Source organism: Brevundimonas faecalis (genome assembly GCF_040549405.1).
GTDB lineage: Bacteria > Pseudomonadota > Alphaproteobacteria > Caulobacterales > Caulobacteraceae > Brevundimonas > Brevundimonas faecalis.
Genome location: NZ_JBEPTF010000001.1, coordinates 332,239 through 351,291, shown reverse-complemented (window position 1 = coordinate 351,291; position 19,053 = coordinate 332,239). Strand labels below are relative to the sequence as shown.

Here is a 19,053-nt window from a genome sequence, read left to right as displayed (position 1 = left end):
GAATCCTTGGGACGGCCGACGCCTTCGGGATGAACGCGCCGGCCGAGGTTGGCAAGCTATTCGGCCGCCGCCGGCGCGACCTGGGGCGCGCGACGCCAGGGAATGCGCCGTCCGTTCAGCCACCGGCCCATGAAGCCGTGACGCACCGTCAGCTCATAGCTGACCAGGCAGAGGCCCAGCACGCCCGCCGACACGCCGACCAGCTTGATCGGCCACGGCGCGGGCCAGTCCTGCACCCAGACCTGGGCCAGCATGACCAGCGGCAGATGCAGGATGTAGACCCAGTAGGAGGCGTCCGACAGGTAGCGCTGCACCGGATTGCGGGTCGAGAGGAACCTCAGGCACAGCCCCATGGCCGCCAGGGCGGAGGCGTAGACCGCCAGGGCCATGACCGCCGCCGCAATCGCCTTTTGCGACGTCGGCTCGACCATGGGCGTGACGACCGGCCCTCCCGCCAGTCGATAGGCGGCGAAACCTGCGACCACGGCGACGATCAGGAACAGGGGCGACCAGGCGGCGATCCGGCCCAGCAGGTCGCGCCGCCGGTCCAGCAGGAAGCCGAAACCGAAGGCCAGGCCGAAGCCGACCAGGGCGGAGGGATGGGGAATCAGGCCCGCGTCCGGCGTCGGCACGGCGAAGAAGGCGATCCACTTCGGGTCCAGCCACAGGGCCAGGGCCAGGGGCGCGGCCAGCACGGCCGGCGTCCAGGGCCCGACCAGGGCGCCGGTGGCCCGATCGACCATCCGGCCCCAGCCGCCCGTCCGGTCCAGCCTTGCGAAGGGCGCCCGCAGCAGAAGGGTCGCCGCATAGAAGAGGGTCAGGACCCACAGGAACCACAGGTGGGTCAACGGCACGTTCGTCCAATCATAGGTCGGCGGGGGCGGAGGCGGGGCGCCGGGCGTGACCAGGCCGTTGGCGTGGGCGTTCCAGACCAGGGCCGTGACGATGCCGACCATGACCGGAAGCCAGAAGGCGCCCAGAACCCCGGTGATGCGGATCAGCCGGTCCCGCGCGAAGGCGGCCCAGCCTTTGCGCGCCAGCATCATGTGGGCGAACAGGCCGGCGATCATGAAGAAGGCCGCCATGCGGAACAGGTGGATGGCGAAGAACAGCCAGGCCGCCCCGATGGAGCGGCTGTCGTCGGCCACGATCCAGATCTGGCTGGGGAAGAAGGACAGGCTGGCGTGCAGCACCACCCCCAGCAGCAGGGCGGCGGCGCGCAGCCCGTCGAGGCCGTGCAGGCGTTCGGAATCTTTGATGTGGGATGCCGTCATGGCGCCCTCCCGTTGTGGATGGCGTCAATTTGCACAGACTAGTCTGAATTACAAACCTGTTTATCGACCTACGTGTGATGAAGCCTCGGCGCTCGCGGTTTCTGCCTGAGACTGATGCCCCGCCGCCGCCCGCGAGAGCGGCGACGACACGCGGACCGACTCTTCACGCCCGGTTCATGATGCGCGGGTGCAACATGCGCGCGACGGATCAAGCTTGGCCGCATTTCCCTTGCGACCTTGAGGCGAAATTACGGCATGGTGCGCGTGGAGAGACCTTTCATGACCAAGTCCAGCAACTCCGACAGCGACGCCCGCGCCAACCTGCGGGTCGTCTCCTCCCCCGAGGCGGAGGTCTATGACCTGATGCGCGCCCCCGAAACCACGGCCGAGCGCGTGAAGCGCCTGCAGGCCGAGGCCCGCGCCCTGGCCCTGGAGCAGGTCGAGGCCCTGGAGGAGGTTCTGCTGAAGGCCTCGGACATGGCCAAGGAGATCGCCGAGGGCGGCGACGCCTATCCGGTCGGCGCCCGCGAACTGGCCGCCCGTCTGGTCCAGGACCTGCCCGCCAAGGCCGAGACCATGAAGGCCATCGTCGCCAAGAGCCACGTCTAGGTTCGCCTTCGTTATCCTCCCCCGTTTACGGGGGAGGGGGACCGCGGAGCGGTGGTGGGGGCGAATATGGCGAACCGGCCAGCCAGTTTCCATCGTGGCCCCGCCTGTCCCCGAAACCATAGCCCGAACTTTCGCCCCCTCCACCATGCTGCGCATGGTCCCCCTCCCCCGCTGCGCAGGGGAGGAGAAGCAGTTCAGGCGGTCACGTCCGCATATTCCGGATGACGCTTCAGCCAGGCGACGGCGTAGCTGCAATGGGGGATCAAGGTCAGCTTTTCAGCTCGAGCGTGATCGGCCAGGGCCTGCATGAAGCGGCTGGCCGCGCCGCTGCCGCGCAGGGCGGGATGGGCCTCGACGTGAAGGATGACGCGGGCCTCTCCGCGCACGGCGTAGTCGGCCCAGACGGGGCGCTCCACGCCCGTTTCGTCGGCGAACTCCTGCTGGTAGCGGCGGTCGGCGGGCAGGTCTCTAAAGGCGCTCATCGGCGACTCCTGTGATCAGGCCGGCCTGTCGTTGAGCAGGGCCAGCAGACCCAGAACGCTTTTCACCGTGAACCAGATCGACACCAGCAGCAGAAGCAGGCCGAAAAGAATCAGGAAGGGCACGCCGATCAGCATGATGGAGGCCACGATGCTGACCGCGACCAAGGCCCACAGGATCACGCTGATCCAAAAGACCGACCAGAACAGCCTGATCTGCGCCTCTATGTGCTGGGCCGCCAGCCCCGTCGCCGAACCCCGGCAGGCATAGGCCACGACCAGGCCGACCAGGACCAGCAGGTTCGCGCTGGGGATCGACAGGATGTAGAGAATCCAGGCCAGGATGGCGCCGTCGCGTCCGTTTCCGCGCTCAAGCGCGGCTTGCGGCTGGTCGGTCACGGGCGGCCCTCTCAGTAGAACAGGCGGTGGGGATGGCGGACGGCGCGACCCTGCAGCAGGTCCTTCAGACCCAGGGCGCCGCGGACGATGGTCCAGATCGCCATGAAGAACAGGACGAAGACCCCGACGTTGATGACGATCAACAGGACCCCGGCCAGGATGGCCGCGACGGCCGCCGTCAGGGTGCGCTGCTGGAAGATGAAGTGGCTGCGCGCCACGGGATCGGCGGGCGGCGTCTTGCGCCACATGCGCAGCAGGCCGATCGCCGCCGCCGCGCCGAAGGTCGGCACGGCGAACAGGATCAGGGCGTAACCGACATAGAGGCTGGACAGATCGGGCGACGCCTCCGCGTCATGCCTGTCGTAATCGCCGTATTGGACCATCGAAACCTCGCAAGAGCGCGATGATGGCGGGACCGACGGTCCCGCGCAACCGTCAGCGCGAATAGGCGACTTCACAGCCGGCCGCCGCCGCCCCGGGAATGGCGCCGGGCTTGTCCACCCGGACCTTGACCGCCAGGACGCGGTGGTCCTCCAGGCAGGCCAGGGCCGCCCGCTCGGCGAAGGTCTCGATCAGGGCGATGTGCGGACCGGCCGCCAAGTCGCGCACGATTCGGGCCACGCCGTCGTAGTCCAGGGTGTCCGACAGACGGTCGATGGGCGCCGCGCCCAGGTCCAGCTCCACGTCCACCACCAGGGGCTGAAGGCGGCCGTGCTCGTGATCATAGACCCCGATGGAGGCCTCGACGCGCAGTTCGCGCACCCGGACCGTCAGGCCGAGGCGGCGCGGTTCGATCAGGGGCAGAGGGGTGACGACGGCGCTCACGACCAGGTCTCCGGCGGCAGGATGTCGTTGATGCTGAAATCGGGCCGGTCGCACCAGCCGCCCAGCTTCCAGGCCCGCTCCGCCTCGGTCAGGCCGCGCGCGGTCACCGTATTGGTCGGCGTCTCCTCGATCGACAGCTCGGCCAGGCGGAAGGGCAGGCCCTCGGCCGCCAGTATGGCCTCCAGCTTGCGCCACAGGGCGATGACCAGGGCCTCGGTGGTCGGGTCCCCGTCGATCACCAGCACCTGCTTCAGGCGTTCCGGCTCGTGCGTCCGGAACCAGGTCAGCAGGGGGTCGGCGCCGTTCAACTGGAAGGCGTGATCCAGGCCTCGGTCGACGAAGCCGTGCCAGCGCCGCTTCAACTGGTCGAAGGAGGCCGCATGGTTCGACCCGCCGAAGGCGATCTCGGCCGTCGGCTCCAGCGTGACGCGGACGAACTCGTTATGCCCGTGCGGCACGGCGCACTTCGAGGCCGCATCGGCGATCAGCCGGTGCGCCATCGAGAAGCGGCGGGTGAACTGGACGGCGGGCATGGGCGGAAAAGTCGGGCTCTAGAAGGTCAGGGACGTCGGCCGTCCCATATAGGGGGCCGCGAGGGCTCGCGCATCAACACCCTGACGGCGGCGAAGTAAAGGCGGTCTCAGGACAGCAGGCCTTCGTCGAAGGCCACGTCGCGCGCCCGACCGACCAGGCTTTCGCCCCCGTCGAGGGTCAGATTCTGCCCCGTCAGGCTGGGCGTCTCCAGCACGAAGCGGACGGCGCCGGCCACGTCATCGATCGTCGCGCCGCGCCCCAGGGGGGTGTCGCGCCAGGCGGCCTGGTACTCGGCCTCGGTCTGGTCGCCGCTGCGCAGGATCAGGCCGGGCGAGATCCCGCACAGCCGCACGCGCGGCGCCAGCCCCATGGCCAGGGTCCGCGTCAGCCCCGCCAGCCCCAGCTTGCCCGCCGTATAGGCGAAGAAGTCCGGGTTCGGACTGTCGACCTTGTGGTCCAGGATGTTGACCACGACCCCCTGCCCGTCCCGCGCCGCCACGGCCGCCGCGAAGTCGCGGATCAGGAAGACGGGCGCGGTCAGGTTGGCCGCCAGGTGGGCGTCCCACGATCCCGGCGTCAGGGTCTGCAGGGTGTCGTAGCGAAACAGGGAGGCGTTGTTCACCAGGGCGTCGATCCAGCCGAAACGCTCGACCACGGCCGGGATCAGGGCGTCGCGCTCGCTCGCTGCGCCTAGGTCGGCTTGGAAGGTCTCGGCCCGTGCGCCGGTCGCGTTCAACGCCTGCGCCAGGGCGGCGGCCTCGTCGGCCCCGCCGCGATGATGGACGGCCACGTCCCAACCCGCCGCCGCCAGGACGCGGGCGATCCCCGCGCCCACGCGCCGCGCCGCGCCGGTGATCAGGACGACCTTGCGCGCCGAGCCGCTCATTCAGGTCGGCCTGCGACGGAAGATTTCGACGCCCGCTCCGGCGGCCTCGGGGAAGATGTGGGGCTTGACGATCCGCACGCGACAGGCCTCGACCGCCGGCAGGTCAAAGCAGACCCGGATCAGCTCCTCAACCAGGGTCTCCAGCAGGTCGACGTGGTCGCGCCCGCGCCAGCCCGCGATATGGGCGCGCACCCGGTCGTAGTCGATGAAGCCGCCGTCAGAGAGAGGCCAGGCGGCGAACATCTCGACATTGACGATCAGTCGCGTGGGGCGCTCGGGGTGCCGCTCCCACGGGTGCAGGCCGATGCGCACATCGACCGCGACGTCGGACAGAAGGACGCGGACATGATCCCCGGCGGTGCGCCAGTCGAACCCGCCCGCGCCGGCGGCCGATTCAGTCAATCCGGCCGAACTCGTAGAAGTTCACGGCGGCGATGACGGCGATGAAGGCGAAGATGATGGCGATGGCCAGCATGGCGAAGCTCCTGTGCAACCGCTCGAATAGAGCGCGGCCCAGTCCGGATCAAGGGCGCTGTTCAAGCCGTCGCCGTGCGGCCTATGGTCGATCCATGACCACCTGGCGTACGCGAATCGAGCCCTTCACCCGTCCGCTCTTCTTCACGGCGTCGCGGCTCAGCCGGGGCATGACCCTGGGCGTGCGCGGCGTGGCGACGGATACGCAGGGCCGGGTGCTGCTGGTCAAGCACACCTATCTGCACGGCTGGTGGCTGCCCGGCGGCGGGGTGGATCGCGGCGAGACGACACAGGCGGCCGTGGTCCGTGAACTGCGCGAGGAAGCGGGGCTGATCGCCCGGTCCGAGCCGCGCCTGCTGTCGGTCCATTCCAACGAGCGCTTCTTTCGCGGCGACCATGTCCTGGTCTTCGCCGTGGACGCCTTCGACCTGACCGACCGGACCAGCCATGGTGAGATCGCCGAGATCGGCTGGTTCGCCCCCGACGCCTTGCCTGAGGACACGACCCGCGCCACCCGCGCCCGATTGGCCGAAGTCTTCGACGGCGCCCCCGCCGACCCGAACTGGTGAGGTTCTGAAGACGATGCAGCTTCCCCTTCTCGCCCTTTTCGCCATGATCCTGGGCGGCGCCGCGACGGCGCTGCAGGGACCGACCAATGCGCGCCTGGCCGGGGCCCTCGGCTCGCCGGTCAACGCCGCCTTCGTCTCCTTCTTCGTCGGAACCGTGGCCCTGGGCGTCCTGGCCGCCTCCCTGCATGTCCGGCCCGACGCCCAGGCGGTGAAGGCCCTGCCCTGGTGGGCCTGGATGGGCGGCCTCTACGGCTGCGTCTTCGTGGTCGCGGCGGCCTGGGGCGTGCCCCGGTTCGGAGTGGCCCTGACCATCACCCTGATGGTGGCGGGCCAGTTGGCGCTAAGCCTGATCCTGGATCATTTCGGCGTCATGGGCGTGCCGCAGCAGCCGGTCAGCCTGACCCGCGTCGCCGGCGTCCTGCTGGTGGTGGGCGGCGTCCTTCTGGTCCGGCGCGGCTGAGCCTATATCCCGCCCGATGACCGACCCGACGCCCGACATTCCGGAAACGACCGCCCTGCCGCTCCAGGCCGCGGAGCTGATCGCGGACGAGGCGCGGCGCGCGCCCGACAAGCCCGGCGTCTATCGCATGTACGGCGAGGACGGCGCCTGCCTCTATGTCGGCAAGGCCAAGTCGCTGAAGAAGCGGGTGGTCCAGTACGCGCAAGGGCGTTTCCACACCCAGCGCATCGGCCTGATGGTCAGCCTGACCCGTGCGATGGAGCTGGTGGTCACGGCGTCCGAAACCGAGGCCCTGCTGCTCGAGTCCAACTTCATCAAGAAGCTGAAGCCCCGCTTCAACGTCCTGCTGCGCGACGACAAGTCCTTCGCCGAACTGATGATCCGCCGCGACCACCGCGCGCCCCAGGTCCGCAAGCATCGCGGCGCCCACACCATTCCCGGCGACTATTTCGGCCCCTTCGCTTCGACCTGGGCGGTGAACAACACCCTGAACACCCTGCAGAAGGCCTTTCTGCTGCGGTCCTGCTCCGACAGCGTCTACGAGACCCGGACGCGGCCCTGCATGCTGCACCAGATCAAGCGCTGCTCCGCCCCCTGCACCGGCCTGATCAGCCTGGAGGACTACGGCGATCTGGTCAGCGAGGCGGAACAGTTCCTGCGCGGCAAGTCGCGCGCCGTCATCGGCCGCCTGTCGCAGGAGATGCAGGCCGCCTCCGACGACCTGGACTTCGAGACCGCCGCCCGGGTGCGCGACCGTATCCGCGCCCTGTCGGCCATCGCCATGGAGAACAGCGTCAACGCCGACGGAGTGGCCGAGGCCGACGTCTTCGCCCTGCACGCCGAGGGGGGCCAAGCCTGCGTCCAGGTCTTCTTCTATCGCGCGGGCCAGAACTGGGGCGGGCGCGCCTATTTCCCGCGCATCGACAAGTCGGACACCGACCCGGAAATCCTGGCCGCCTTCCTGGGCCAGTTCTACGAGGACAAGCCGGTCCCGCGCCTGATCCTGTCCAATGTCCGTCCGCATGAACTGGAGCTGCTGGAGGAAGCCTTCAGCATGAAGGCCGAGCACAGGGTCGAGATCGCCAAGCCCCTGCGCGGCGGCAAGGCGGGCCTGGTCGATCACGCCCTGACCAACGCCCGCGAGGCCCTGGGCCGCAAGCTGGCCGAGAACTCGGCCCAGTCGAAGATCCTGGACGAGGTCTGCGAGGCCTTCGGCCTGGACGCCCGGCCCGAGCGGATCGAGGTCTACGACAACGCCCATATCCAGGGGACCAATGCGGTGGGCGGCATGATCGTCGCGGGGCCCGAGGGTTTCCGCAAGAACCAGTACCGCAAGTTCAACATCCGGGGCGAGGACCTGACCCCCGGCGACGACTACGGCATGATGCGCGAGGTCATGCAGCGGCGCTTCGGCAAGCTGGTCAAGGACGAGGAGGCCGGCGAGGCGGTCGAGCGCCCCGACCTTCTGCTGATCGACGGCGGCGCGGGTCAGCTGGCCGAGGTCCTGGCCGTCATGGCCGATCTGGGGGTGGACGACATCGCCGTGGTCGGGGTGGCCAAGGGGCCGGATCGCGACGCGGGCAAAGAGCATTTCTTCATGCCCGGCAAGCCGCCCTTCATGCTGCCGCTGAAGAGCCCGGCCCTCTACTACATCCAGCGACTGCGGGACGAGGCGCACCGCTTCGCCAACGGCGCCCACGCCAAGCGCCGCTCCATGGACATCAAGAAAAACCCGCTGGACGAGATCGAAGGCGTCGGGCCGGGACGCAAGAAGGCCCTGCTGCACGCCTTCGGCTCGGCCAAGGGCGTCGGCCGCGCCTCCGTCGCCGACCTGCTCAAGGTCGACGGGATCAACCAGTCCCTGGCCGAACGCATCCACGGCTTCTTCCGCAAGAACTGAAGACTTGAGCCACGAACCGCTGCGGGTCTAGGAAGGCGCTCATGACCGATGAACTCGCCGACGGCTATCACCGCTTCCGCCAGAATCGCTGGCCGTCCGAGCGGGCCGAGTATGAAGCCCTGGCCCATGGCCAGAAGCCGCACACCTTGGTCGTCGCCTGTTCCGACAGCCGCGCCGATCCGGCCCTGATCTTCGATACGGCGCCGGGCGAACTGTTCGTGGTCCGCAACGTGGCCAATCTGGTCCCGCCCTACGAACCTGACGGCAAGCTGCACGGCGTCTCGGCGGCGCTGGAGTTCGGCGTCAACGTCCTGCAGGTCAAACGCATCGTGGTCATGGGCCACGCCTATTGCGGCGGCGTGAACGCCATGCTGAACGGCTCGCCCGCCAACTGCCAGGACTTCGTCGCCCCCTGGGTCGAGCAGGCCGCCCCGACGGTGCGCCGCGTGGTCGAGGAATTCCCCGCCGATCAGGTCGAGCGCGTGGCCGAGGAAACCGTGGTGCGGCTGTCCATCGACAACCTACGCACCTTCCCCTGGATCGCCGAACGCGAGGCGGCGGGCGATCTGGTCCTCAGCGGCCTGCACTTCGGCATAGCCGACGGCATCCTGACCAAGCTGACCGGCGCCCGGCGGTTCGAACGGCTGGACTAGGCCGCGGTAGGGCGACAGGTCGTCGCCCCGCCTTGCTCTCGCCTCAGGCGGCGAACCATGCCACACCGACGGGCGTTGCAATGGACGTGATGATGACCCCTGCCCACAAGCCGAACCCCATCCCCAACATCCTGACCAGCATCCGCCTGGCGGCCGGGGTGGTCATGTTCCTGCTGCTGGCGGGAGCGACCAGCGGCTTTCCCTTCATCTCGGCCTGGCTGAGCCCCGACGACCAGTTCGCCATGTATCGCGCGGGCTTCTGGATCTTCGTCATCGCCGCCTCGACCGACTGGATCGACGGCTGGCTGGCCCGACGCTGGCACGCCGAGACCCGCTGGGGCGCCATCCTGGACCCGATCGCCGACAAGATCCTGGTCACGGGAGCCGTCCTGGGCGTGCTGACCTCCGGCTCGGTGCAGCAGATCATCATCCCCTGCGGCCTGATCCTGTTCCGTGAATTCGCTGTCTCGGCCCTGCGCGAAACCATGGCCGGGCGCATCAACCTGCCCGTCACCCTGGCCGCCAAGTGGAAGACGACCCTGCAGATGGTGGCCCTGGGCTGCCAGCTCTTCGCCCGCAACTGGGACGGTTGGGGCCTGCCCTTCGACTATCTGCCCGCCTTCCAGCTCTTCTCGGACGCCCTGATCTGGCTGGCCGCCATCGTCACCCTGTGGACCGGCTGGCAGTATTTCCGAGCCGCCCAGAAGCAGATGCAGGATCTCTGACGCCTTCCCTGCATGAAGGGGCGGCGGGTCGCCGCCCCTGTCTGTCTCGGCGATGAAACGCCCATGAAAAAAGGGCGCTCCGATCGGAGCGCCCTTTTCTGTGTCGCCTTGATCCGCCGATCAGACGGTCGGGACGCTGGTTCCGGCCGGGGCGGGCGTCGCCGCCGGAGCCTCGACCTCCACGCCGTCCGACGCCGGCGTCACCGGCACCGAGACCGACGGCCCGGCGACCGTGTCGTTGGCCTCGTCGCGGTTCGGAGCCTGGTCCTTCTCCAGCAGGTCGCGGATTTCGTCGCCCGACAGGGTTTCGTACTCCAGCAGGGCCTGGGACAGCTTCTCGTGATCGGCCGCCTTCTCGGTCAGGATGCGGCGCGCCTCGTCCCAGCCTTCGGTGACGATGCGGCGGACTTCCTCGTCGATGATCCGGGCCGTCTCTTCCGAGACGTTCTGGCTGCGCGACACCGAGTGGCCCAGGAAGACCTCCTCCTGGTTCTCGCCATAGGCCACCGTGCCCAGACGCTCTGAGAAGCCCCAGCGCGTGACCATGGCCCGGGCCAGTTTGGTCGCCTGTTCGATGTCCGAACTGGCGCCCGAGGTGATGCTTTCGGGGCCGAAGATCAGCTCCTCGGCCACGCGGCCGCCGGCCATGATGGCGATGCGGTCGACCATCTGCTGGAACTTCATCGAATAGCGGTCGCCTTCCGGCAGTTGCATCACCATGCCCAGGGCGCGGCCGCGCGGGACGATGGTCGCCTTGTGCACCGGGTCGGCCATCTTGACGTTGATGGCGACGATGGCGTGACCGGCCTCGTGATAGGCGGTCAGGCGCTTTTCTTCCTCGTTCATGGCCATGGACTTCCGCTCGGAGCCCATCATGACCTTGTCCTTGGCGTCCTCGAAGTCGCGGTGCGTGACCATGCGACGGTCCTTGCGGGCCGCCATCAGGGCCGCCTCGTTGACCAGGTTGGCCAGGTCCGCGCCCGAGAAGCCCGGCGTGCCGCGCGCCAGGGTCTTGACGTTGACGTCGGCGGCCAGGGGCACGTCCTTCATGTGGACGCGCAGGATGCGCTCGCGGCCCGAGACGTCGGGGTTGGGCACCACGACCTGACGGTCGAAACGACCGGGACGCAGCAAAGCCGGGTCCAGCACGTCCGGACGGTTGGTCGCCGCGATCAGGATGATGTTCTCCGACGCCTCGAAGCCGTCCATCTCGACCAGCAGCTGGTTCAGCGTCTGCTCGCGCTCGTCGTTGCCGCCGCCCAGGCCCGCGCCGCGGTGGCGACCGACGGCGTCGATTTCATCGATGAAGATGATGCAGGGAGCGTTCTTCTTGGCCTGCTCGAACATATCGCGGACGCGGCTGGCGCCGACGCCGACGAACATCTCGACGAAGTCCGAACCCGAGATCGAGAAGAAGGGCACGCCCGCCTCGCCCGCCACCGCGCGCGCCAGCAGGGTCTTGCCGGTGCCCGGAGGGCCGACCAGCAGGGCGCCCTTGGGAATCTTGCCGCCCAGGCGCTGGAACTTGCCCGGGTCCTTCAGGAAGTCGACGACCTCCTGCAGTTCGTCCTTGGCTTCGTCCACGCCGGCGACGTCGTCGAAGGTCTTGCGGCCCTTGTGCTCGGTCAGCAGCTTGGCCTTGGACTTGCCGAAGCCCATGGCGCCCTTCGCCCCGCCCTGCATCCGGTTCATGATGAAGAACCAGAAGGCGATGATCAGGGCCACCGGCAGCAGCAGGCCGATCAGGCCCGACCACCAGGGCTGGCGCGTGCTCTTGACGTCCACGGCCACGCCTGCCGCCTGCATCTTGTCCACCAGTTCGGTGTTGGGCAGGGGGGTGACGCTCGTGAACTTGCTGTCGTTCTTGTAGACGCCGCTGATGGTGTCGCCGCGCACCATGGCCGTCTTGATCTCCTGGCCGTTGATAGCCGTGATCAGCTGCGAATAGGTGATGGGCGCGGGACGTCCCGACGCCGCCGCCTTGGCGCCCGGCATGGCGGGGCCGCCGTTCTGGCCAACGGCGGCGTAGATCGCCACCAGGCCCAGCAGAATCACGCCCCAGACGGCGAAATTACGCAGATTCATTCGATCCTCGGTTTCTCGACGCGCTCCGTCCGGCCGCGTCGATCGTCAGTCTAGTCCTGAAAATAGGTCAGTCGGCGGCGTTTCGCCATGCACAGGTTGAAACAGGGCCCGCTCCTGCGTCGTTTCGCCCGTCGCAAGCGCCAGGCGCCCGACGCCCAGGGCGCGAACCTTGGCCCCTCGCCATGCAAGAATCGGCGCGCTGTCGTCGTCCCGGATCAGGACCGGCAGGGTCGCCCGCGCCGCCGCCGGAAGCCGCGCCGCCGCCGCCCGGTCCTGAGGCGTCAACCGCGCCAGCCGGCCCTGCGCCGCCTCGACCCTTCCTCCGCCCGCGTCCGCCGTAATCTCGAACCGCCCGTCCCAGGCCCCGGTTTCGCCCGGCGCCAGCCACAAGGGCGCCGGGGGGCCGCGCCGCATCTCGCCCGGCTCGCGCATCAGCAGCGCCGTCGCCCCGGCCGCCTCGACCCGCGTCCCGGCCAGGACCGCCGTGAAATCCTCATCGCCGGCCAGCCGCGCCTTCAGCCCCGCCAGCCTCTCCCCGCGCGGCGGAACGCACCCGCCTCCCGCACACAACAGGGCCGCCGCCAGCGTAGCAGCGGAGAGGTCGCGGGGGATTGCGAGAACCCCGGCCCAGGCCAAGCTCGTATTTGCGAGCCCCCTTCCCTCCTCGGGCGGGAGGGCCGCACGATCCGTCTCGGCCGTTGCACCACCTGTCAGCGCCGCCCGCGCCCGGCTGCGCCCGAACCGTTCATCCGCATTGGCCGGATCCTCGATCCAGCCCTGGCCCCGCCCCCGCAGATAGTCCCGCAGGTCTTCGCGCCGTTCACCCAGCAGAGGCCTCAACAGCATCAGCCCCTGCCCCTCGGGCCAGATCGGAGAAGGCGACCATTCCCGCACCCGCCCCAGGGTCGAGCCGCGCGCCCGCATCCAGTCAGCTTCGCGCACATCGTCAGCGGTGTGGGCCATCAAGACGACCCGCGCCCCCGCCGCCCGCGCCGCCTCGGCGATCAGGCCGTGACGCGCCGCCCGCGCGCGCGCCGTCACCCCGGGCCCGGCCTCGGCCGTCCGCCATTCCAGCCCGCGCCAGTCGGCCCCGACCGCGCGCGCGGTCTCGCCCGCGAACCGGGTCCAGTCCGCGCTCGCCGGATTGAGCCTGTGATCCACCGTCAGGGCCAACAGCCGCCGCCCCCGCATCCCGGCCCATTCGGCCGCCAGATGCAGCAGGGCCATGGAGTCCCCCCCGCCCGACAGGGCCAGGGCGACCGGCGCGTCCCGTTCCCGATCCAGCCGGGCGTCCAGCCGGGCGAAGACCCGGTCCTTCAACCCGTCATCGGCGCTCCTGCTCAGCTGCAGGCGGCCCGCGTGCGCAACTGGGTCGCGCGGGTCTTCTGCGCCGCCGTGGCCGTTTCCGCATAGCGGCGCGTGAACTCGTTCAGGGCGCCGCAGGCCTGCGCAGCCCGGTCGGTGGCGCGCAGGGCCTCGGCCAGCTTCAGCGTCGTCTCCGGCGCCCAGGGCGTGCGCGGCCAGCCGTTCAGGGCGGCGGCGTAGGCGGGCACGGCGGCGGCGTTGTCGCGCGCGGCGACGTGCAGGTCGCCCAGGCGGCTGTTGGCCTCACGCGATTGCGGCGTATTGGGCCAGGTGACGATGACCGTCTCCAGCGCCCTCTGCCCGCGCACGGCGTCGGTTCCCAGCAGGCGCAGGGCGGCCGTCAGGTCCTGGCCCGCGTCCCCGGTGGGCGAGTTGGCGACGATCGGACCGTTCAGTTCCGCCTCTTCCTCGGCGGCCTTTTCGATCTTCTCGATGCGGCCCTCGGCGTCGCGCAGGCGGCGGCTCAGGGCGGCGTTGTCGCGCGTCGCCTCGTCCAACTGGAAGGTCAGGCGTTCGCCGTCGGCGTTCACGCGCTGGAAGGTCTGCTCCAGATCATTCAGCCGCTGCTCCAGGATCGACACCTGACCCTGCAGGGCCACGACCTCGGGGTCAGGCTCGACGATGACCGGCTGGCCGGCCGCGTTCCTCTGGGTCAGGGCGCGTTCCAGGCGGCGGACGTTGCGGTCCAGTTGATCCAAGCGGCGCTTGTCCCACTGGACAGGCTCCATCGGAACCGTCTGGGCGACCACCGCCCCTCCGATCAGGGTCAGGCCGATGGCCGTCATGGCGGCGGATTTGGAAAAAGGCAGCTTCAGCATGTCTCAAGTCGTCCCATCGATTTGCGGCGCCCGCAAGGCCGCGTCGTCAGTGTCCCAGGCCCAGATAGATGATCGAGACGATGAACAGGGTCGCCGCGATCTCGCAGAAGATCACCAGGGCCACGGTCCGCCACAGGGTCGAGAAGATCTTCAGGCTATAGGCGCCCTTCAACTGGGCGAACATGTGCACCGGCACGATGAGGCCGGCCGCCAGGCCGACAGCAGGCCCCGCCCCCTTCAAGGTCGTGGCCAGGATCACCACCGCCATCAGCAGCATGGACATGAAGGTCAGGGAATAGAGGACGAAGACCCCGTGATCGTACAGGGTGAAGCCTCGCTTCCACAGGAACATCAGCGCCACGAAGGGAATGGACAGGGGCACCAGCAGGAAGGCGAACTTGTAGACGGTCTGCTGCAGCTTATAGAGCGCCAGGTCCGGATTCTTCAGCTTCTTGGCCACCGTCTTGGTCAGGCCGTTGCTCTGGCCGTCCTTGCCGACGGTCGCGGCGACGTCCGCCACCTGGGCCTGCCAACTGCCGGGCGACAGACCGTCCTTGCGTCCCTCGATCGCGTCCTTTTCCAAGCGTTCCAGCTTGGCCTTCTCGGCGATCACCTGACCTTCCGCGCCGGCCAGGGCCCCCGCCGCCGCTCCAGCCCGGGCGCCGCTGTCAAACGCCGGCGGCGAGCCGTCGGCTGGCTCCATGGCCGCCTCACTGGCCTCGACCTGCTGACGCGCCGCGACGACAGCCTGTTCGGCCTCGGCCACGGCCTCGCGCTGGGCGGCGATCTGCTGCGGCAGGGTCTGAAGCTTCACCTCTCTGTGCGGCATGAAGCTCAGGGCGAAGAACATGACGAACAGGGTGAACAGGAACATGGCCAGGGGCGAGACGTAGCGTGTCCGCTTGCCCTGCACCCACTCGCGCGTCAGCCGCCCCGGATTCAGGATCAGCAGCGGCAGGGTCCGCCACAGACGACCGTCGAAATGCATGACCCCGTGCAGGATTTCCTCGCCCAGGTGCAGCAGGCTGCGATGGACGTGGGCGGGTTGACCGCACTCGGCGCAGAACTTGCCCGTAACCTCGGTCCCGCAGTCGGCGCAGGTCGTGTGATGATCCCCCGCCTGCCCCGTCGGCTTCTCGATAGCGCCTGCAATGACGCCGCCCGTCACGGCGCCGCCGGCTGCTTCCAGATCAATCACGCAAAACTCCCCCCGGATTCGGCGCGGACTTTGATCCGCTACGCTCTCAAAGAAAAGAGGCGCCGGCCGCAAAGCCGACGCCTCCCTTCATTCAGTCGCCGATGCGCGGCTTAGCCCATGATCAACGGGGGGCGCCCGACACGATGGCGGTGTGGGCGTTGCGGTTCTGGGCCCAGGCGGACTCGTTCGAGCCCTCGGCGATCGGACGCTCCTTGCCGAAGCTGATGGTGTCGATACGGCCGGCCGGCACGCCGCGCTGGATCAGATAGGTGCGGACCGATTCGGCGCGGCGGGCGCCCAGGGCCAGGTTGTACTCACGCGTGCCGCGTTCGTCGGCGTTGCCTTCGATGCGGATCGTGACCTGCGGATAGCGCTGCAGCCAGGCGGCCTGGGCGTCCAGGCGCGGCTGGGCTTCCGGGCGCACCGAATAGGAATCTAGGTCGAAGTAGACGCGGTCGCCGACGTTGACGACGAAGTCCTGTTCCGAGCCGGGGGCCGGGGCGCCGACATTGCCGCCGGTCACGGGGCCGGTCGGGGCCGTCGGATACTGCGGACCGGTCGGTTGGGCCGGCTGGGTCGGAACGGCGGGCTCCACCTTGGGCTTGGGGGCGCAGGCGGCCATGGTGGCGACCAGGGCGCCGACCGCGGTCAGACGGATCAGGGTCGAGGTGTTCATAAGGACGTCTCCTATGGTCAGGCGATCTGAGGACGGCGCCTCAAGCTTCACGGTTCGTTCGGCTCGACTAGACTGCGGCGCGGCGTCGCGCCACCCGCGATAACGTACAGTTTATGGGAATGGCTCCGCTCGTGATCTCACGAAGCCGTAACCGGTTCAGGCCGGGCAGGAATCCGGTCCCTGACCCACGCCGAGGTTGACCGGCGGGGCGTCCAGCAGGCCCGACCAGGCCGGATCCGAACCCCGACCGTCATAGCCCGCCTGCGACACGACGCGGCCCGATAGGTCCACGGTCCACAGGCGGGTGTCGCCGCCCGGGCTCTGGCGCGCGAAGGCGATGTAGCGGCCGTTCGGCGCCCACGACGGACCCTCCTCGAAATAGGAGGAGGACAGGATGCGCTCGCCCGTGCCGTCCGACTTCATGACGCCGATGTGGAAACGTCCGCCCGACTGCTTGGTGAAGGCGATCATGTCGCCGCGCGGGCTCCAGGCCGGGGCGGTGTAGAGGCCGCCGCCCCGGCTAATCGGACGCTGGCCCGAGCCGTCGGCCCGCATGGTGTAAAGGCGCGCCGAACCCGACCGGTCCGAGGTGAAGACGATCTGGTTGCCGTCGGGGCTGAACGAAGGCGAGGTGTCGATGCCCGGATCCGTCGTCAGGCGCGACAGCTGGCGGCTGCGCAGGTTCATCACATAGACGTCGGTGTTGCCGCCCCGGATGATCGAGAAGGCCATCTTGGTCCCGTCGTTCGAGAAGCGCGGCGCCAGCACCTGGCCGTCGAACTCGCCCAGGCTTTCGCGGCGGCCGGTCGACAGGTTGTAGAGGTAGATGCGGCTGTAGTCCTTGCCCAGGGCCACATAGGTCACTTCATCGGGGTTCGAGGCCGAGAAGCGCGGCGACATGATCACCTCGTCGCCCTGGGTCAGGAAGACGGGGTTATAGCCGTCCTGGTCGACGATGGTCAGGCGCGACAGCTTGTTCAGCTGGGTGCCGCTTTCCGACACGAACAGGACGCGGGAATCGAAGAAGCCCGCCTCGCCCGTCAGGCGCTGATAGACCACGTCCGAAATCTTGTGGGCGATCCGGCGCCACTGCTCGGCCGTGGCGGTGAACTGATAGGAGACCAGCTGGCACTGGCGATAGGGGTCGTACAGGCGGAAGCCCACGTCCACCCGGCCGTCCGCCCGCAGCGTCACCCCGCCGTACAGCACCGCCTGCGCCCCGATCGAGGTCCATTGCGGGAAGTTCGGCGCATTGGCCAGGGTCAGACCCGTCTCGACGAAGCTGCGCGGGTCCAGGGGATCAAAGAAGCCCGACCGCTTCAGGTTGCCGCTGACCACGTTCGAGATCTGCGGCCCGTTCTGCCCCGTGAAGGGCACGACCGCGATCTGCAGGGGCCGCAGGACGCCCTGGTCGATCTCGACCTCCACCGGCCCGGACTGTTGCGGCGCCGCGGCCGGCTGCGTCTGGGCGGACGCGGGCTGAACCATCGCCGGAGCCGCCATCACGACCGCTGCGGCCGAGGCGAGGAGAAGGTGCAGACGCATGGAGAGCTCCCGGAAGTTCAGAGATGTTCGGCCCTTATCGCCGGACCTTATGACAATAACCAGCTTGCGCAGGAAAAGCTTGCCCCGGAATGGGGCGACTTTCAGACTTCGGAGGCGAGGTCGCCGTCGCGTCCGACCGCATTGTTCCTTCTCCCGATGGAAGAAGGCGGCCCGAAGGGCCGGATGAGGGAACCGTTCTCTACTACCGGTTGGCGCAGGCCCGTTCGGTGTTGAAGGTCGGACGATACTGCCCGCCGGGGAAACCCGCCGGCACGTCGAACGGCGCCGTCTGGCGCAGCGCGCGCAAGGCTCCATCCGCTGCGGCCCGATAGACAGAACTGGATTGCGGATTCACCAAGGTCGGTCCGCGCGTGATCCTGCCGTCCGCCGACAAGGTCAGATCGACCTGAATTCTCAGCTCGTTCGCGCCCGGAATGTCGCAGGGGAGAATCCAGTTCGGATAGACCTGATTGAAAATGGCGGTGATCTGCGGCCCGGTGGCCTGGCTGGCCTGGCCTGAACCCTGCTGCCCCGCCGCCGGGCGGCCCCGGTTGGGGGTCTGGCGCGGGGGGCCCTGCATCAGGTCGTCCAGATCCAGGCCCGGCTGGGGCCTGGGCGGGGCGGGGTTGGGGCGCGGCGGCGTCGGACGGGCCTTCTCGGGCGGGGTCGTCGTCCGGGGAGGCGTCGGATTCGGACGCGGCGGCTGGGGCGCAGGCCTGGGCGGCGTCGGGGTTGGACGCGGCGCGGGCGCCTTCTCAGGCGGCCGGGGCGTCGGGCGCGGCTCGGGCGTCGGACGGGGCGGCGTCGGGGTCGGCGGCGCAGGCCGAGGGGGCGCGGGCCGGGGCGGGACCGGCGCGGGCGGCGTCGGTTCCGGCGGGGTCGGGGTCGGCGGAACCTCGATGGGGGCGCTGGCGCCGTCCTCGGGCGAGGGTTCGGGCTGTGGATTGTCCGCCGGGGCGGCGGCGATCTCGATGTCCGAGACGATGGACACCGGCACCGAGTTCACCAGCGGCCTGGGTTCCTCCTTCGACGACCAGGAGACGAAGGCGAGCGCCACCACCCCCGCGTGCAGGGCGATGGAGCCGAGAATGGCGGGACTGGGTCGACGCAAGACCTCAGCCCCCCGTCGTCTCGTCGGCGGCCGTGTCGGTGATCAGGTTCAGCTTGGTGAAGCCCGAGGCCGACAGGCGGGCCATGACGCGCGCCACGGCCTGATAGGGGGCGCGGCCGTCGGCGCGGATGAAGACGGCCTTCTCGCGCGCCTTCTCCCCGCCTTCCTCGGCGACGCGGATCGCCAGCTGCTCCCACCGCACCTCGGACTCGCCGATGAAGATGGAGCCGTCCTTGTCGATGGTGACGGCGATCGGCTTGTCGTTGGTGTCGACGGCGCTGGCCTCGGTCTTGGGCAGCTCCACCGGCACCCCGACCGTCAGCAGGGGCGCCGAGATCATGAAGATGATCAGCAGCACCAGCATGACGTCCACCAGGGGCGTGACGTTGATCTCGCTCAGCGGCCGCTTGCGGCTGCGGCGTCGGCCGCGCCCGCGCGTTTCGCCCGCGGCTCCTCCCATCGCCATGG

The 19,053-nt window shown here is 69.1% G+C and carries 22 protein-coding genes; 6 read left to right on the top strand and 16 right to left on the bottom strand.

Going from position 1 to position 19,053, the window contains the following annotated elements; all coding sequences use genetic code 11:
- Positions 1-56 precede the first annotated feature (56 nt).
- On the bottom strand, positions 57-1,274 hold the full coding sequence (locus tag ABIE19_RS01595; RefSeq protein ID WP_354087361.1) for an acyltransferase family protein: 1,218 nt from the start codon (positions 1,272-1,274) through the stop codon (positions 57-59).
- A gap of 279 nt (positions 1,275-1,553) precedes the next feature.
- Between ABIE19_RS01595 and ABIE19_RS01590 the strand changes: the two genes are divergently transcribed.
- The gene (locus tag ABIE19_RS01590; protein WP_354087360.1) at positions 1,554-1,883 is read left to right on the top strand and encodes a hypothetical protein; all 330 of its coding nucleotides are present in this window, start codon (positions 1,554-1,556) and stop codon (positions 1,881-1,883) included.
- A gap of 194 nt (positions 1,884-2,077) precedes the next feature.
- Here the strand turns inward: ABIE19_RS01590 and ABIE19_RS01585 are convergent, their stop codons facing one another.
- The 7 genes from ABIE19_RS01585 to ABIE19_RS01555 form a co-directional block, all read right to left on the bottom strand.
- Positions 2,078-2,365 carry a GNAT family N-acetyltransferase gene (locus ABIE19_RS01585; RefSeq protein ID WP_354087359.1) on the bottom strand — a complete coding sequence of 96 codons (288 nt, stop codon included), beginning with the start codon at positions 2,363-2,365 and terminating at the stop codon, positions 2,078-2,080.
- Positions 2,366-2,380: 15 nt separating this feature from the next.
- Positions 2,381-2,761, bottom strand: a complete 381-nt coding sequence (locus ABIE19_RS01580) for a hypothetical protein (protein WP_354087358.1) — start codon at positions 2,759-2,761, stop codon at positions 2,381-2,383.
- Between the two features lie 11 nt (positions 2,762-2,772).
- A complete protein-coding gene (locus ABIE19_RS01575) occupies positions 2,773-3,144 on the bottom strand; it encodes a serine/threonine protein kinase (protein WP_354087357.1) in 372 nt (123 codons plus the stop codon).
- A 52-nt stretch (positions 3,145-3,196) separates the two neighbouring features.
- Positions 3,197-3,586 (bottom strand): dihydroneopterin aldolase, encoded by a 390-nt coding sequence (gene folB / locus ABIE19_RS01570; protein ID WP_354087356.1) that lies wholly within the window; start codon positions 3,584-3,586, stop codon positions 3,197-3,199.
- On the bottom strand, positions 3,583-4,119 hold the full coding sequence (locus tag ABIE19_RS01565) for a 6-pyruvoyl trahydropterin synthase family protein (RefSeq protein WP_354087355.1): 537 nt from the start codon (positions 4,117-4,119) through the stop codon (positions 3,583-3,585). The genes folB and ABIE19_RS01565 overlap by 4 nt, the downstream gene beginning before the upstream one ends.
- A gap of 107 nt (positions 4,120-4,226) precedes the next feature.
- Positions 4,227-5,006 (bottom strand): SDR family oxidoreductase, encoded by a 780-nt coding sequence (locus ABIE19_RS01560; protein WP_354087354.1) that lies wholly within the window; start codon positions 5,004-5,006, stop codon positions 4,227-4,229.
- Complete coding sequence (locus tag ABIE19_RS01555; RefSeq protein ID WP_354087353.1) at positions 5,007-5,408, bottom strand: dihydroneopterin aldolase; 402 nt, start codon at positions 5,406-5,408, stop codon at positions 5,007-5,009. It abuts the gene before it with no gap.
- A 167-nt stretch (positions 5,409-5,575) separates the two neighbouring features.
- Here ABIE19_RS01555 and ABIE19_RS01550 point away from each other — a divergent pair, with 167 nt between their 5' ends.
- The 5 genes from ABIE19_RS01550 to pgsA all read left to right on the top strand — a co-directional run bounded on the left by ABIE19_RS01550 (position 5,576) and on the right by pgsA (position 9,787).
- Positions 5,576-6,049, top strand: a complete 474-nt coding sequence (locus ABIE19_RS01550) for an NUDIX domain-containing protein (RefSeq protein ID WP_354087352.1) — start codon at positions 5,576-5,578, stop codon at positions 6,047-6,049.
- Positions 6,050-6,062: 13 nt separating this feature from the next.
- Entirely contained in the window at positions 6,063-6,509 is a 447-nt protein-coding gene (locus tag ABIE19_RS01545; RefSeq protein WP_354087351.1) for a DMT family transporter, read from the top strand.
- Between the two features lie 16 nt (positions 6,510-6,525).
- Positions 6,526-8,409 carry an excinuclease ABC subunit UvrC gene (gene uvrC / locus ABIE19_RS01540; RefSeq protein WP_354087350.1) on the top strand — a complete coding sequence of 628 codons (1,884 nt, stop codon included), beginning with the start codon at positions 6,526-6,528 and terminating at the stop codon, positions 8,407-8,409.
- 41 nt (positions 8,410-8,450) lie between these two features.
- Entirely contained in the window at positions 8,451-9,062 is a 612-nt protein-coding gene (locus ABIE19_RS01535; protein WP_354087349.1) for a carbonic anhydrase, read from the top strand.
- Between the two features lie 92 nt (positions 9,063-9,154).
- Positions 9,155-9,787 (top strand): CDP-diacylglycerol--glycerol-3-phosphate 3-phosphatidyltransferase, encoded by a 633-nt coding sequence (gene pgsA, locus ABIE19_RS01530; protein WP_354087348.1) that lies wholly within the window; start codon positions 9,155-9,157, stop codon positions 9,785-9,787.
- A 120-nt stretch (positions 9,788-9,907) separates the two neighbouring features.
- On the opposite strand, the gene ftsH is transcribed toward pgsA, so the two are convergent.
- The 8 genes from ftsH to tolR form a co-directional block, all read right to left on the bottom strand.
- Complete coding sequence (gene ftsH / locus ABIE19_RS01525; RefSeq protein WP_354087347.1) at positions 9,908-11,872, bottom strand: ATP-dependent zinc metalloprotease FtsH; 1,965 nt, start codon at positions 11,870-11,872, stop codon at positions 9,908-9,910.
- Positions 11,873-11,917: 45 nt separating this feature from the next.
- Positions 11,918-13,192: a tRNA lysidine(34) synthetase TilS gene (gene tilS, locus ABIE19_RS01520; RefSeq protein WP_354087346.1), complete on the bottom strand. Its 1,275-nt coding sequence runs from the start codon at positions 13,190-13,192 to the stop codon at positions 11,918-11,920.
- 20 nt (positions 13,193-13,212) lie between these two features.
- Positions 13,213-14,055, bottom strand: coding sequence for a tetratricopeptide repeat protein (locus tag ABIE19_RS01515; protein WP_354087345.1), 843 nt, complete (start codon positions 14,053-14,055; stop codon positions 13,213-13,215).
- 46 nt (positions 14,056-14,101) lie between these two features.
- The gene (locus ABIE19_RS01510; RefSeq protein WP_354087344.1) at positions 14,102-15,253 is read right to left on the bottom strand and encodes a DUF3667 domain-containing protein; all 1,152 of its coding nucleotides are present in this window, start codon (positions 15,251-15,253) and stop codon (positions 14,102-14,104) included.
- A 121-nt stretch (positions 15,254-15,374) separates the two neighbouring features.
- Positions 15,375-15,929 carry a peptidoglycan-associated lipoprotein Pal gene (gene pal, locus ABIE19_RS01505; RefSeq protein ID WP_354087343.1) on the bottom strand — a complete coding sequence of 185 codons (555 nt, stop codon included), beginning with the start codon at positions 15,927-15,929 and terminating at the stop codon, positions 15,375-15,377.
- A gap of 156 nt (positions 15,930-16,085) precedes the next feature.
- A complete protein-coding gene (tolB, locus tag ABIE19_RS01500) occupies positions 16,086-17,474 on the bottom strand; it encodes a Tol-Pal system beta propeller repeat protein TolB (RefSeq protein ID WP_354087342.1) in 1,389 nt (462 codons plus the stop codon).
- Between the two features lie 202 nt (positions 17,475-17,676).
- Positions 17,677-18,585 (bottom strand): hypothetical protein, encoded by a 909-nt coding sequence (locus tag ABIE19_RS01495; RefSeq protein ID WP_354087341.1) that lies wholly within the window; start codon positions 18,583-18,585, stop codon positions 17,677-17,679.
- A gap of 4 nt (positions 18,586-18,589) precedes the next feature.
- Positions 18,590-19,051 carry a protein TolR gene (gene tolR, locus ABIE19_RS01490; RefSeq protein WP_376855212.1) on the bottom strand — a complete coding sequence of 154 codons (462 nt, stop codon included), beginning with the start codon at positions 19,049-19,051 and terminating at the stop codon, positions 18,590-18,592.
- Positions 19,052-19,053: the final 2 nt, after the last annotated feature.